Source organism: Arthrobacter sp. SLBN-112 (assembly GCF_006715225.1).
Classification (GTDB): Bacteria; Actinomycetota; Actinomycetes; order Actinomycetales; family Micrococcaceae; genus Arthrobacter.
On the sequence record NZ_VFMU01000001.1, the window covers coordinates 1 to 13,984 of the forward strand.

Annotated in this window: 15 protein-coding genes; 10 read left to right on the forward strand and 5 right to left on the reverse strand. The window is 67.0% G+C overall.

Annotated elements, in window-relative coordinates:
• Positions 1–123 precede the first annotated feature (123 nt).
• Entirely contained in the window at positions 124–1,596 is a 1,473-nt protein-coding gene (locus tag FBY33_RS00005; protein WP_142028738.1) for an HNH endonuclease signature motif containing protein, read from the reverse strand.
• Positions 1,597–1,980: 384 nt separating this feature from the next.
• Between FBY33_RS00005 and FBY33_RS00010 the strand changes: the two genes are divergently transcribed.
• Positions 1,981–2,307: an ArsR/SmtB family transcription factor gene (locus FBY33_RS00010; protein WP_056329323.1), complete on the forward strand. Its 327-nt coding sequence runs from the start codon at positions 1,981–1,983 to the stop codon at positions 2,305–2,307.
• The gene (locus FBY33_RS00015; protein WP_142028739.1) at positions 2,304–3,032 is read left to right on the forward strand and encodes a cation diffusion facilitator family transporter; all 729 of its coding nucleotides are present in this window, start codon (positions 2,304–2,306) and stop codon (positions 3,030–3,032) included. Before FBY33_RS00010 ends, FBY33_RS00015 begins: the two co-directional genes overlap by 4 nt.
• A gap of 19 nt (positions 3,033–3,051) precedes the next feature.
• On the opposite strand, the gene FBY33_RS00020 is transcribed toward FBY33_RS00015, so the two are convergent.
• On the reverse strand, positions 3,052–4,344 hold the full coding sequence (locus tag FBY33_RS00020) for an acyltransferase family protein (protein WP_142028740.1): 1,293 nt from the start codon (positions 4,342–4,344) through the stop codon (positions 3,052–3,054).
• Between the two features lie 144 nt (positions 4,345–4,488).
• On the opposite strand from FBY33_RS00020, the gene FBY33_RS00025 reads away from it, so the two are divergent.
• From FBY33_RS00025 to FBY33_RS00035, 3 genes are all read left to right on the forward strand, one after another.
• Positions 4,489–5,226 (forward strand): GAF and ANTAR domain-containing protein, encoded by a 738-nt coding sequence (locus FBY33_RS00025; protein WP_235010175.1) that lies wholly within the window; start codon positions 4,489–4,491, stop codon positions 5,224–5,226.
• 101 nt (positions 5,227–5,327) lie between these two features.
• Complete coding sequence (locus FBY33_RS00030) at positions 5,328–5,744, forward strand: VOC family protein (protein WP_142028741.1); 417 nt, start codon at positions 5,328–5,330, stop codon at positions 5,742–5,744.
• 4 nt (positions 5,745–5,748) lie between these two features.
• A complete protein-coding gene (locus FBY33_RS00035) occupies positions 5,749–6,183 on the forward strand; it encodes an SRPBCC family protein (RefSeq protein WP_142028742.1) in 435 nt (144 codons plus the stop codon).
• Here the strand turns inward: FBY33_RS00035 and FBY33_RS00040 are convergent.
• The gene (locus tag FBY33_RS00040) at positions 6,158–7,624 is read right to left on the reverse strand and encodes an FAD-dependent monooxygenase (RefSeq protein WP_142028743.1); all 1,467 of its coding nucleotides are present in this window, start codon (positions 7,622–7,624) and stop codon (positions 6,158–6,160) included. The two genes, FBY33_RS00035 and FBY33_RS00040, sit on opposite strands and share 26 nt — an antisense overlap.
• Positions 7,625–7,822: 198 nt before the next feature.
• Between FBY33_RS00040 and FBY33_RS20780 the strand changes: the two genes are divergently transcribed.
• From FBY33_RS20780 to FBY33_RS00050, 3 genes are read left to right on the forward strand one after another with little or no spacing between them, the layout of a single operon-like run.
• Positions 7,823–7,957, forward strand: a complete 135-nt coding sequence (locus FBY33_RS20780; protein ID WP_268815850.1) for a hypothetical protein — start codon at positions 7,823–7,825, stop codon at positions 7,955–7,957.
• Positions 7,958–8,005: 48 nt separating this feature from the next.
• Positions 8,006–8,158, forward strand: a complete 153-nt coding sequence (locus tag FBY33_RS20565; protein WP_268815881.1) for a YciI family protein — start codon at positions 8,006–8,008, stop codon at positions 8,156–8,158.
• The gene (locus FBY33_RS00050; RefSeq protein ID WP_142028745.1) at positions 8,158–9,405 is read left to right on the forward strand and encodes an RNA polymerase sigma factor; all 1,248 of its coding nucleotides are present in this window, start codon (positions 8,158–8,160) and stop codon (positions 9,403–9,405) included. The genes FBY33_RS20565 and FBY33_RS00050 overlap by 1 nt, the downstream gene beginning before the upstream one ends.
• Positions 9,406–9,693: 288 nt before the next feature.
• Here the strand turns inward: FBY33_RS00050 and FBY33_RS00055 are convergent, their stop codons facing one another.
• Both FBY33_RS00055 and FBY33_RS00060 read right to left on the reverse strand, forming a co-directional pair.
• Entirely contained in the window at positions 9,694–10,479 is a 786-nt protein-coding gene (locus tag FBY33_RS00055) for a glycoside hydrolase family 16 protein (RefSeq protein WP_235010177.1), read from the reverse strand.
• A gap of 380 nt (positions 10,480–10,859) precedes the next feature.
• The gene (locus FBY33_RS00060; RefSeq protein WP_142028746.1) at positions 10,860–11,165 is read right to left on the reverse strand and encodes a hypothetical protein; all 306 of its coding nucleotides are present in this window, start codon (positions 11,163–11,165) and stop codon (positions 10,860–10,862) included.
• 247 nt (positions 11,166–11,412) lie between these two features.
• Here FBY33_RS00060 and FBY33_RS00065 point away from each other — a divergent pair, with 247 nt between their 5' ends.
• Both FBY33_RS00065 and FBY33_RS00070 read left to right on the forward strand, forming a co-directional pair.
• Entirely contained in the window at positions 11,413–11,796 is a 384-nt protein-coding gene (locus tag FBY33_RS00065; protein WP_142028747.1) for a hypothetical protein, read from the forward strand.
• Entirely contained in the window at positions 11,789–13,858 is a 2,070-nt protein-coding gene (locus tag FBY33_RS00070; protein ID WP_142028748.1) for a matrixin family metalloprotease, read from the forward strand. The genes FBY33_RS00065 and FBY33_RS00070 overlap by 8 nt, the downstream gene beginning before the upstream one ends.
• Positions 13,859–13,984: the final 126 nt, after the last annotated feature.

The window sequence follows — 13,984 nt, forward strand, 5'->3', positions numbered from 1 at the left end:
CGGACTTTGCCACGGGCACCAAGCCCGTCGCGCCGCCGTCGTCCGCCGACTCCCCCGGCGGCGTGGTGGCCCAGACGGGCAGCGACAAGACCTGCCAGTCCGCCAACCCGCTGGGGTAGTTGGTCAACCGGGTGGGGCATGCAGGAACCGTGCAAGGCCCTCTTCTGCGGGTGAATTCAGTACGTGGATAAAATCCGGACAGCCCGCTATTGATCCAGGCAGCGGTTTGAGCCGCGGCCGCATGTGTTGTGGCCAGTGTGGTGGTTCCCAGTCCTGGTGTTCGCTTTTGTAGTGCCGGCCCGTGGGTGAGGTCCAGCCGGGTGGTTCGTTCTTGCCCGCCGGGGTGGGTTTCCAGCCGGTGGTGTGCCGGAGCCTGTGGTGCTTTGGGCAGGGCTGTCCCAAATTGCTGATCCCCGTTGTGCCGCCGTTGGCCCACGCGAGGATGTGGTCGGCGTCGTTGTCCAGGGAGTTGTTGCTGCAACCGGGGAACGGACACTTGCCGTCCCGCATCCTCAGCCAGGCCCGCATCGCTTTCGTGATTCGGTAGCTGGTCCTGCCGATCTCCAGCGGCGCCCCGTCCCGCGGATCCACCAACACGCGGTGAAACGAATCTGCCCCGTCCGCGACAAGCCGCTGTGCCATCGACGGCGGGATCGGCCCGTACCCGTCCAGCACCGCCGGCTCATCAGTCACCCCCATCAGCGCGAACACCGGGACCGTCACCAGAACCTGGGCCCTGATCGGCGACGGGACCCCCGCGGGGCCGGTACCACTGCCGGTGCTGTTGCTGCTGCCAAGAACCGAATCGGCGAAATTGTCAGCTCGCAGCTGGGGCATGGTGCGGGACTCGTGCGGGCCCTGCATCCCACGGGCAACAGCGGTGAGCCGGTTCCAGCCAGCCACAGCCTGGTCCGCCGGGAGGCACGCCGAGAGCCAGGCCATCCCGTCCTGGTCCGGCCGAAACTCCACCCGCCGGTCCAGTACCGATCTGGCGTGCCGCTTCTCGATCGACTCCGCGTGGTGGCGTTCCCGCCAGAGCCGGGCCTTGGCCTTGAACCGATGCGCCGGCATCTGCCCCACCGGGCACCCCCGCACGGCGTCAGGTGCGTCGGGGTTCAGGAAATGGGCTTCCATCGCCGCGGCGCCCGCAGGATCAAGGGCAGCGGTTTCGTCGGCCATGGCCACGGCGTGCTGCCATGAGAGCACGCCGGCCTGCAAAGCCTCCAGGGTCCGCGGCAAACCGACGGTCAGGGCATGGGACGTGGCAAGGAACGACGCCGCAGCCCGCGGACCCAACGCCAACACGCACCCTATCTCCGCAGCCACCGCCATCTCCAGCGCCACCACCGGGGTATCCGGCGGCGCCATCGCCTGGGCAGTCTCCGCATACCGCACCGCAGCCTTCGCCTTCAGGCCCGCGATCCCGGACTCCACCTCACGGGCTCCGGCCAGAACGTCCAAGCACCCATCAGCCAACCCCGCCAACGGATCAGCCTCGGAAAACGGCAACGACCCCGCCCCATCCACCTCAGCATTGAGCACACCAACAGCGGCACGGATGTCCTCCAACGCCTTCGCCACCGCCGCTTTCCCCATAAACCCATCATGACAAGGGGGTGCGACATTCGCTCAAGGTAGGTATTCAAGGACGACATTCCCGAGGTGGCGCTTCTGATCCGCGTCGAGCTTGTTGTGTCGTTCCGTGCAGCTGGCCATGGGTGCAGAAAGCAGCCGGTCCGCCGACAAGCTTTGTTTGTCAGACGTTCCATTTCAGTCGCTGGCCTTGACTCCCCAGCTGCTGAACGAGGCGGGTGGCCCCTTCCGCGGCCACCCGCTTCACCGTTCCAGGAAGCTTCATGGACGCCCCCCGTCGGGATAAGTGGAAGCATGAGCCCAACGTCATCTGCCACCCACGAGCGTCGGGCATCGGCACAACAGTTCAGCTTTGCCTGAATACATCAGACGCTGTACTTTAAACCCATGCAGACCCTCACCCACGCTCCGGTGCTGGCCCGCTTCGGCTACGCCGTGTCGGACCCCACCCGCGCCCGCGTGCTGCTGGCACTCGCGGAAGCCCCGTCCTATCCCTCGGATCTCGCGGACAGCCTGGGGGTGTCCCGGCAGAGCATGTCCAACCACCTGACGTGCCTGCGTGGCTGCGGACTGGTGGTGGCGGTTCCGGACGGGCGCCGGAGCCGCTATGAGCTGGCGGACGGCCGGATCGGCCACGCCATCAAGGACCTGATCAACGTTGTCCTCGCGGTGGACCCTGCCTGCTGCGCCCCGGACGGGGAGTGCTTCGCATGACCGGCACACTCCAATCCCCCACCTCCGAACGCCGGCAGGTGCTGAGCCGCCGGATCAGGCTTTTCGCGGCAGCCACCATCACCTACAACGTCATCGAGGCCATCGTGGCGCTGTGGGCGGGCGGCGTAGCCGATTCCTCCGCCCTGATCGGTTTCGGCCTGGATTCGGTGATCGAGGTAGCCTCCGCCCTGGCGCTGTCCTGGCAGTTCTCCGCCAAGGACCCGGAGCGGCGCGAACACCTGACCCTGCGGATCATTGCCCTCTCGTTCTTTGCCCTGGCCGCCTTCGTGGCCATCGATTCCATTCGTTCCCTCGCGGGCGGCGGGGAAGCACAGCACTCCCTGCCCGGCATCGTCATTGCGGCGCTGAGCCTGGCCGTCATGCCGGTGCTGTCCTGGGCGCAGCGGCGGGCCGGCCGGGAACTTGGATCGCGGACGGCGGTGGCCGATTCCAAGCAGACGCTGCTGTGCACCTACCTCTCCGCCGTGCTCCTGGTGGGGCTCGTCCTGAACAGCACCTTGGGCTGGTGGTGGGCCGATGCAGGCGCGGCGCTGGTGATCGCCGGCATTGCGGTGCGCGAAGGCATCAACGCCTGGCGCGGGGACGCCTGCTGCGCTGTTCCGCATGCGCCGGAAGAGGAGGCCGAAAACGGCGCCTGCTGCTCCGGCTGCTCCAGCGACATCCAGCCGCAGGCCCTGGGAATGCCCGGCCTCCGGAAGGACTAACGCCGCAGCTGTGACTGGGTCAGTTGATCAGCTGGCCCGCAGGCTGGGGTTCCGCTGCCCGCTGCCTGGCAGCAGCACCTGCCGGGGCGGCAGGACCGGGCGTTGAAGTCCCGGCAGCGGAGGGCCCGGCAGCGGAAGGCCCGGCAGCGGAAGGCACGGAAGGTGAAGGTCCAGCAGTTGAACGCACGACGGCGGGCTCCAGCCTTTCGTTCGCCCAGCGCCTGAGGGGCCGCTCAACAAGGCGGAACGACGCGTAAGCCAGCAGCACGGTGAGGACTGCGGTCAAGGCGATGCGGAGCGGCAGCGCCGGGATCAGGGGCATCAGCAGCAGGTAGACCGGCAGGTGCCAGAGGTACAGGCCGTAGGACAGGTCGCGGCCTGGGCGGGCAAGCCAGGGATGGCTGAGGATGCGCGAGAGGAAGCCGGCCGGCTGGAGTACCAGGGAGCCGATCAGTACCGCGGACAATAAGGCGAGCGTCGCGGGCCCGAATGTCCAGAACATGTTGAACCAGTCGCCGGGGGTGTCCGGTTCCTTGAGCAGGAACAGTGCGGCCACCAGGGTGATGCCGGCCAGCGGGGCGCCCCAGCGGGCGGCGGATGCCAGGGCCGAGTGCAGCCGCGAACCGTGCCGCACGGCGGTGAACAGAAGGGCAAGCGCGCAGCCGATCAGCAGTTCGTCCGCCCGGGTGTCCGGCCCGTTGTAGATGCGGTCCAGCGGCTCCCCAGCGTTGACCAGCAGGAACCGGTTCAGTACGAAGACGGCGGCCAGGGCCACGGTGGCCAGGGCTGCGGTGCGGACCTTCCAGAACCGGAGCATGGCCAGCAGGAGCAGCGGCCACGCCAGGTAGAACTGCTCTTCGACGGCGAGGGTCCAGGTGGGGCCCAGGGTTTCACCGGCAATGGAGTCGCCGAACATGCCAAAGTGCGCCAGGTTCATCACGTAGGCGGCGGCCGGGAGGACGAAGCCCGCCTGGCCGCCCCAACCGGAGGCCGGGAACACGAATCCGACGGCGAGAATCACCGCGCAGAGCGCCAGCAGCGCCGGCCAGAGCCGGGCAAGGCGCTTGGCGTAGAAGATGCCCAGGTGCAGCCGGCCGGTGGCGATCCGCTCCTTCATGATCAGCAGCGTGATCACAAAGCCGCTCAGCGTGAAGAACACGTCCACGCCGATGGATCCGCCCGGCATTGAGTCGGTGGCCGTATGGAAGAAGAACACACCCGCCACGGCGATGGTCCGGAGCCCGTCCAGGGCATGCTTGCGTCCGCCGATGAGCCCTGCTCCGGGCCCTGCCGGGCGTTCCTGTGCTGGCAAAATTCCACTGCTTGACCTCAAAACCACTAAGCCATCATATATAACGTTTCCATAACTGCACTGGACGCGAACTGGGTGAACGCTGGCAGGAGGACCAACAATTCGTGCCTTGTGGCCGGTCCCTGCTGCTTCTAGATTGAGCAGATGGCGGATCAGGACATGGCAGACGACCTCGAGCAGCTTGTGGATCTGGTGGCCGGCATGGAGGACATCAAATCGGTGCTCGATGGCCTGACGGAGGTTGCGGCGGCCACCATGACCGGCACCACGGGAGTCCCCATCGAATGCGCTGTCACGCTGCACCGGCGCAAGCGTACTGCCACCATTGGCGGCAGCAGCGGCACGGCCATGGTCCTGGACCGGATTGAGCAAACCCTGGGAGACGGTCCGTGCGTGGACGCTTTGCAAAGCGGCGTTCCCGTCCTCCTGGGGGATGTTTCGTCCGACCGGCGCTGGCCGGAGTACCGCAGCGCCCTGTCCGCGGCGGGGATCGCCAGTGCCCTGGGCATCCCCATGAAACTGGATGACGACGCCGGGGCGGTCCTGGATTTTTTCGCTCCGGTCAGCGGTCGCTTCAGTGAGCAGGCAGTGGCTGATGGGGTCAGGTTCGCCGGGATGGCGGGAAAAGCGCTGCGGCTCGCCGTCCGGATCGTGTCAGCGGACCAGCGTGCCGAGCACCTGAAAGCGGCGATGGACACCAGGACCGTCATTGACCTCGCCTGCGGCATCATCATGGCCCAGAGCAAGTGCAACAAGGAGGCCGCCTTCCAGCTTCTCCGCAACGCTTCCAACACCAGGAACCAGAAGCTCAACGATCTCGCGCAATCGCTGGTGGACCGGTTTGCAGGCCAAGGAGCGGCGGCAGCCTACTTCGACGACTGAGGTTCCCGCCGCTGTGCCGCGGAACCCCTTCCCGCCCGCGAAGGGCCCTGTTAGCATGACGCGTGCCGACAATGGTGTCCGCCTTCTAAGGAGTTTCCCGCATGCCCACGCAACTCAATCCCTACCTGAGCTTTCGAAACAATGCCCGTGAAGCCATGGAGTTCTACAAGGACGTCTTTGGCGGCGAACTGAACATTGGCACGTTCGCAGAATTCCAGGCCAGCCAGGATCCTTCCGAAGAACAACTGGTCATGCACGCCCAGCTGGACACCCCGACCGGGCTCACGCTAATGGCCTCGGACACCCCGCAGCGCATGGACTACACGCCCGGCAACACGTTCAGCGTCTCCCTCAGCGGCGACGACGATGCAGAACTGAGGGGCTACTGGGAGAAGCTGTCCGACGGCGGCACCGTCACCATGCCGCTGCAAAAAGCCATCTGGGGCGACACCTTTGGCATGTGCACTGACAAATTCGGCGTCCAGTGGCTGGTCAACATCGCCGGCCCCAAGCAGTAACGGCATGGCCCGCGCCGAAAACGAGACCACCATCAACCGGTCACCGGAAGACGTCTACGCGTTCCTGGCCGACGGACTCAACAACCCCAGGTGGCGCAAAGGCGTACAGAAAATTGCCCTGAAAAGCGGGACGTCCGGCTCAGTTGGTGCGGTCTACAGCCAAACCCTGGCTGGGCCTGGTGGTCGGCCAATCGCCGGGGACTACGAAATCACCAAGGCAGAGCCACCGACCAGGTTGGGCTTCCAGGTGGTGGCAGGTCCTGCCCGTCCGACAGGCGAGTATCAGCTGACGCCTGCTCCCAACGGGACAACTGTCCGCTTCGTCCTGGACCTGCAGCCCCGCGGCCTGATGCGGATCGTGGCGCCCCTGGTCACGCGGACCATGCGCTCCGAGGTCAGCCAACTGGCCAGGCTCAAGGCCGTTCTTGAGGCTGGCTAGCCTTTCCGCACCACGTGTCCAGCGCCTCGGCAAGACCGTCCACTGGGCCCTCCCCCACCCAGGCCGCGTACCCGTCGGGCCGGACCAGGACTGCCGTGGGCGCCGGCACGGTGCCCAGCACGGGAAGCTGCCACGCGCCGTCGTACGTTGCCCGGACGTGCCTGACCCTCGCGGTGGAAATGCCCGCACCCAATTCCTGCCCGCCGAAGTCCAACAGCACCGGCTCGGCCTGGTGCAGCAACTCGAACACCCGGGCCGGCCCGGCAGCGGTGGTGATGTCCAGGTCCGGCATCCGGCGCCCCAGGAGCGGATGGCCGGGTCCCAGGTCATAGGCGACGTCGAGACCGGTCACCAGCGCGGCAATGGGCTCGCCCGCTCCCTCCACGCGGAGCACCTCACCGAGCAGGTCGCGCAGGGCCTCCTGCCGGGGATCGGCCTTCTGGAAGAGGGACTGCGCCATGGTGTACTTCAGCGCCCGTTCCCCCGCCGGGTGGCGTTCCGCGTGGTAAGTGTCCAGCAGTTCCCCGCCGGAGCTGCCCCGCACCACCTGCCCCAGCTTCCAGCCGAGGTTGACGGCGTCTTGCACGCCCAGGCCGATGCCCAGCCCGCCCGTGGGTGAGTGGACATGCGCCGCGTCGCCGGCCAGCAGCACCCGGCCCTTCCGGTAGGACTCCGCCTGGCGCGTCGCGTCGGTAAAGCGCGAGAGCCAGGTGGGGCTGTGCACGCCGAAGTCGGTGCCGAACACATCAGTCAGCGCCTGCCGCAGGTCCGGGAGCGTGGGCTCGGTGGCCGGACCCAGGACGGCCTCGGTCACTACCACGCGGACGGTGCCGTCCCCCATCGGGTACAGACCGTGGATGCCGCGGGCGTCCACCTTTCCCTGCTGTTTGGGCTCGCCGGCCACTTTCACCTCGGCAATCAGGCTGCTCCGGGTGGCGTCCGGGCCCACCATCGCGATGCCGGCCGAACGCCGCACTGTGCTGCGCCCGCCGTCGGTGCCCACGACGTACCGGGACCGCACCGATCCGCCGGCGGCAAGCTGGACGTCCACGCCGCCGTCGTCCTCCTGTACGCCGGTGACCTCCACGCCGCGCCGGACCTGGACGCGCAGCTCTTCCGCCCACTGGAGCAGCAGCCGCTCGATGTGGTTCTGGAACAGCGCCAGCGTGTACGGATGGCGCGTGGGCAGCGCGCTGAGGTCCAGCGGGGTGTTGCCGAACGTGGCGGTGTTCATCGTTTTGCCCTCGGCCAGGAACCTGTCCACGATGCCGCGCTGGTCCAGCAGTTCAAGGGTCCGCGCATGGATGCCGCCGCCGCGCGAGCCCGCCAGCTCCTGCGACTCCCGCCGCTCCAGGACAACCGCGTCCACCCCCGCCAGCCGCAGCTCGCCCGCCAGCATCAACCCCGTGGGCCCGCTCCCCACAATCACCACGTCATGCATGCCGTCCCCCTCCATAGCCCATTAGCCGACCGCCAGTATGCGCCACCCCCGGGCCCTTGCGGCAAGGCCCCCACGGCGGGGTACTTTGGAAATGGAAGGGGATCTCCCGCGCTGGCTGTCGATCTTCACTTCCGGTGCGCGTCGTATGGGTAGGGGCCGCACCGAAGAGCCCTTGACCGACAGTAAAGGGAGTACGAGATGTCCAAGTATCTGATCCTGATCTTCCAGGACGAGGCAGTGGCCCGGCAGGCCGAAGGCGAATCCATCAGCGCCAACTACCAGGAGTTCATGCAGCGCCGCAGTTCCAACCTGATCAACGGGGCCGCCCTGTAGCCATCCTCGACGGCGACATCCATCCGGCGTGATGGTTCCGGCGGTTTCCTGGTCTCGGACGGTCCGTTCGCGGAGTCGAAGGAGACCCTGGGCGGCTACTACCTGGTGGAGGCGGCCGACCTGGATGAGGCACTTGAGATCGCCAAGGAGGTTCCCGCCGGGGTTGGAGTAGAGGTCTGGCCTGTACGAGTGATCAGCTGATGCCCCGGGCCGCCAGTTCGGAGGTTGCGGCGGCGGTTGCCGACGCGTACCGCCGCGAGTGGGGTTTCGTGCTGGCGGCCACGGTGCGTGTTGCCGGCGACATCGACGCGGCGGAAGAGGCGGTCCAGGACGCCTATGCCAGCGCCTTGTCCACGTGGTGCGTGAACGGGATCCCCAGGAATCCGGGGGCCTGGCTTACGGTGACGGCGCGACGGCGGGCGCTGGACATGCGCCGCCGCGCCACCACCGCACAGCGGGCCCTGCCCAAGCTGCTGGAGCCGGAAGAATACCGCGACGGCTCCCAGGACGCCGGGGACATCCCGGACGAGCGGCTCCGGCTCATTTTCACCTGCTGCCATCCGGCCCTGGCGCTTGAAGCCCAGGTTGCCCTGACGCTGCGGCTACTGTGCGGGTTGTCCACCGCCGACGTGGCGCGCGCGTTCCTGGTTCCGGAGGCCACCATGGCGGCCCGCATCACCCGGGCGAAAAAGAAGATTGCCGCCGCCGGCATCCCCTATCGGGTGCCGCCGGCGTCTGAGCTCCACGAACGCGTGGACGGCGTGTTGTCGGTGGTGTACCTGCTGTACACCACCGGGCACACCGCGCCGTCGGGAGCCGACCTGATGCGGCGCGACCTTGCCGAACGCGGCCTGGAACTGGCCAGGACGCTGCGGGCCCTGCTCCCCGCCGACCCCGATGTTGCAGGGCTGCTGGCCCTGATCCTGCTCACGGAGGCCCGGAGGGATGCCCGGCTGGATGAGCATCAAGAGCAGGTCCTGCTGGCCCACCAGGACCGGTCGAAATGGGACCGGCATGCGATCGAGGAAGGGGTGGCACTGCTGCGGGAGGCCCTGGTTTCGCGGCCGCCGGGCCGGTTCGCCCTGATGGCCGCAATTGCCGCAGTTCACGATGAAAGCGGAACCTGGTCCGACACTGACTGGCAGGAGATCCTGGTCCTGTACGACCTGCTGCTGGAAAGGTGGCCGTCCCCGGTGGTCCGGCTGAACAGGGCCATCGCGCTCGGCTTCGCCGTGGGATATGCAGAAGGCCTGGCAGAGTTGGATGCGCTCGGCGCCGAACCCCAACTGGCCCGTTACCCGTACCTTGCTGCTGCCCGGGCCGATTTCCTGTCCCGGCTTGGCCAGCTGGAGGAGGCCCGGGTGGCGTTCCAAGAAGCGCTGATCCTCACCGACAACGATGCTGAACGGCGATCCCTCCGGGCCCGCATGGGCGAGCTGGCCAACTGAACCCCTGCCCAAACTAAGGGGCCGGGCAAAGGGCCGGGGCAAAGGGAAGGCCCCTCCTAAGAGGGGCCTTCAACGTAGTGGTCATTTGTCTGTAGGTAACGGTCAGCGGTGATGCACTCCCCCTTCCCGGACGCCCCTAGCGCCCATCCGGACTATGACCCAACCCACTTTAATGACGTCCGGCCAGTGCGTAAAGACCCTCGGGCCAAAAAACTTAAGAGGCACGACGGCGGCGCGCGGCCGCCGTCGTGCCATCGTGAAGTGGGCTTGTCCCCAGGCCCGTCGTGGCTAGGACTTTGCCCAGATGGCCACCCAGTCAACCAGGACGTGCCCGCTGGTTTCCGGCGATGGGCACACTGGCCCGCAGGACTCGGTCTGCAGGATGTAATGCATGTTTTTGGTCGGGGTGAACCTCCTGGAAACACCCAACGACTTTCCATCAAGGAAGAACTCGATGCCGTCCGCACGCCACTCGGTGGTGGCTATGTGCCAGTCCCCGTACGGCACCTCGGGGCGAAGGACCTCATTGTCGTGGATGCCGTTTTCGAGGCCGTGCACGGCGGCGTACATGACCTTTGACAGGTCACCCTCGGGAAAGTCGATCTCCCCATCCGCGGGCCAATTCTTGCTGTCCGGCCACAGCAGCCATGCGAGCTTGAAGCCCGGCAGGACGTCCGCCTTGAAGCGAACCGAGTAGCGCCCATACACCAGGCTGTTGTACGGCCGCTGGTTTGCTCCAAAAAGTTTGGGCGATGGAGCCGCACCCATGGCCACGCCGTTTTCCGAGTGCAGGAACATGTCCATGAAGCCGTCATGGACACTCAGGACCTTCGACGGGTAATACCCGGAGGTCCGCTGGCCCTTGGGTTGCTGCTGGGCAGCCGTATCCGGCGTGCCGTCAAAGTAGTTCTCGCTCCACCGGGCACCGTAGGCGGGGCCGGGGAATCCGCCAAGGCCCACGTCTCCCTCAGTGAAGTCCTCCGCAAAGACCTGCGTCCAGCCCGGCAGGTCCCCCACCGGCATCGCGTTGGAGGCGGCGGCAGGGTCTGCGGCCGCGAAAGGCTCGGGGGTCAATCCGGGCTTGTCAGTCGAGGGCTGAACGGGTTCGGAGGCTGGGGAAGGCTGGTCTGTTGCCGGCTGTGTAGGACTGGGGGTGGTGCTCTCCGGGTCCGTAGCCTGGGGCGGTGATGCGCCTGGAGCTCCCCTGAGGTCCCCGCATGCCACGGCCGCTAAAAGCGTCATCATCATGACGAGGACGGCGCAGGTCAATGCGCGACGCTGATTCCTCTTCAAGAGTTCCGCTCCTTCCCCAAGGCATTGCACGGGAGCCTTGTCCCCCTATTCGACTCAGCCTACGAAGAAGCCGTTAGGGGGTCACGAGTAGTGGGTACTCATATTTCCGTCCGGGACCTATAGGGGACTACGCGTTAGGTAGGTGCGGGGGTAGGGGGCTGTCAGCCCGGGGTGGATACTTCGCGCCAGTAGGAGGTTGCGGGCTTTACATTTGCTGATCGGTGGCCCCGCGAAAAGGGCCCGGATTCGACGGCGGGCGGCGGAATGCGCACAATGTCGAGTTCGAAGATGTCGATCCGGCACCTGCTTCCCGTCAAAGTATCCAGGATCCAGAACAGCCCGTAATCAGGGGCGGTCTCCGTCACCGGGCCACGATGCATCAAAGTGTCCCCGCAAAAGGCCTCGATTCCATCACCCGAGGCGAGTTCCCGGCAGGATCCGACGATGCGGCGGTCATAACGAGTCACGACTGGTCCTTTCCTAATGGCTTAAGGATCCCCCTGACTCATATGTTTCCTGCGCAAGCTGACGCCCGGGTGTCTGCAGGATGATCTTTTCCTGACATTTGGGCCTGGGTTCCGGACCAAGCGCGCACCGGGGCGGTCCCACCAGGGCGGACCCTGCCACCCCGAAGGCCAGCGGGAGCAGTAACGGCGCAGTAACGCGCGTCTGATCGACTCTATATGTGGTTCCCCCGCGTGTGAGGCCGGTGTGATGAGTCAGCCCTGGAGTTCGGTCCGGGTAGCGGGCCTGGCCCTGGACGTCCCGGCCCAGCTCGTCCCCTCGGACGAGGCCGGATTCGAAGGCAGCGCTGCCGTCCTCGAAGGTGCCGACATGCGCCTCACCGTGGATGCCAGCCCCTTCGCCGACCCCCTCACACGCTATGAAGCCAAGCCCGGGTTCGAATACTGGCAGGAAGCGGTGGGCAGCATCACCGCGGACTTCGTCCTGTTCGAAGAGGAGGGCACCCGCACCGTCGCCGTCACCATCCCCGGCCGCGCCACCGCCGTGGTCCATCAACCCGCCGACGCCGACAAGGACGTCGCCCTGCAGATCCTGCGAAGCATCCGAACAGATCAAGGAGAGTCCAATGACTGAAGAGCCCTACCCCGCGGCCCCGTTCCTGGCCGCCATTCAAAACACCGGCCCGGGCGAGAGCAATCCGGGCTTCAGCAAGGTGCAAAACTACCTCGAGCGCTTCGGATACCTGGGGGCCTCCACCGCCAGGGACATCGGCGTCCTGGACGATTCCACCGCCGGTGCCCTGAGAAGCTTCCAGGAGTTCTTCAACCTCCCGGTCACCGGCGTGTTCGACGACGCCACCCGGGAAGCGATGATGCGGCCGCGCTGCGGGCTCCCGGACAAGCGCGGCGGTGACCTTGACTTCGCCACGGCGTGCGCGTGGGTGGACCGGACTTTGACGTTTGCGTTCGATACAGGGACGGATGACGTTGCCGGTACTGCCGAGTTCGACGCGATCAGGCGTGCCATCGATACCTGGCGGGGGCTGGGCGGACTGTCCTTCACCGAGGTCGCCGTCGGCTCCAGCCCGGACATCCGCATCGGCTGGCGGCCCGCGGCTGACCCGGACCACTCGATGGTGGGCGGCATCCTGGCCCACGCGGATTTCCCGCCCGGCTGCAGCGTCATCACCAACACCCTCCCCAAGCCGGTCCACTTCGATGACAGCGAACACGTCTGGAGCGTCGGCGCCGTGGCGAACGCCTTCGACATCGAGACCGTCGCCCTGCACGAACTCGGGCACATTGTGGGGCTGGCGCACTCCAGCGTTGCCGGCTCGGTGATGGCGCCCACGGTGTCCTCCAACTTCACCAAACGCGTCCTCACCCAGGACGACCTTGACGGGTTCCGGGCCCTGTACCCTGCCGCGCCCCAGGCTTGGGCGGGGTGGAACTCCCTGGGCGGCGTGATCACCTCGGACGTGGCCGTGGGCAACAACAAGGACGGCCGGCTGGAAGCGTTTGCCCGGGGCACCGATGGTGCGGTGTGGCACCGGTGGCAGACCACGCCCAACGGCAACTGGTCCGGCTGGAACTCCCTGGGCGGGGTCATCACCACCGAGATCGCGGTGGCGAACAACCAGGACGGCCGGCTGGAAATCTTCGCCCGGGGCACGGACAACGCGCTGTGGCACCGGTGGCAGACCACGCCCAACGGCAACTGGGCCGGCTGGAACTCCCTCGGCGGCGGAATCACCGGACCCGCCGCCGTGGGGCGCAACGCTGACGGCCGGCTCGAAGTCTTCGCCCGGGGCAACGACGGTGCCGTATGGCACAGGTGGCAGACGGCGCCCAACGGCAACTGGTCCGGCTGGGCCTCCCTGGGCGGCGTGATCACCTCCGAAATTGCGGTGGGCAGGAACGCGGACGGCCGCCTTGAGATCTTCGCCCGGGGCACCGACAACGCCCTCTGGCACAAGTGGCAGACAGCACCAAACGGCAACTGGTCCGGCTGGGCCTCCCTGGGCGGCATCCTCACCTCCAACATCACCACCGGGACCAACGCCGACGGCCGCCTCGAAGTCTTCGTCCGGGGCACGGACAACGCCCTCTGGCACAAGTGGCAGACGGCACCCAACGGCAACTGGTCCGGCTGGGCCTCCCTGGGCGGCATCCTCACCTCGGATATCGCCGAGGGCAGGAACTCGAGCGGCCGGATGGAGGTCTTTGTCCGGGGCACGGACAACGCCCTCTGGCATCTGTGGCAGACTGCGCCCAACAGCGGCTGGTCCGGCTGGGCCTCCCTGGGCGGCATCCTCACCTCCAACATCACCGTGGGAAGCAACGCCGACGGCCGGCTCGAGGTCTTTGTCCGGGGCACGGACAACGCCCTCTGGCACAGGTGGCAAAACAGCCCGTTCCTGAGCGAAGAGTCCACCGGAGCTGCCGCCACCATGGCCGAAGAGGAGGGCGGGGACGGGGCCGCCGCAGCCGTGGTCCCGCAGACAGTGGAGATGCCCACCGGCACCATGGCCGAGAGCCTGACAACAAACGGCCACAAGCGGCCGGCAGCAGCGGAAATGCCTGCCGGGTCAATGGAGGAACCTCCGGCCAGGGAGTCAGCGGGAGATTCCGGCGCGCCTGGCAAGGAACGCGCATCGGACGCGATGCCGGACGGGAGCATGCCTGCCAGCGCCTGATGCGCGTGGCAGGAACTGCAACGTACGACGGCGGGGCTGGGCCGCCGTCGTACGTCACCCCGGACACACCCGAGGCCGCCCGCAGCGGCCGGGCAGTAAAAGCACCACACCCAGGAAATGGACTTG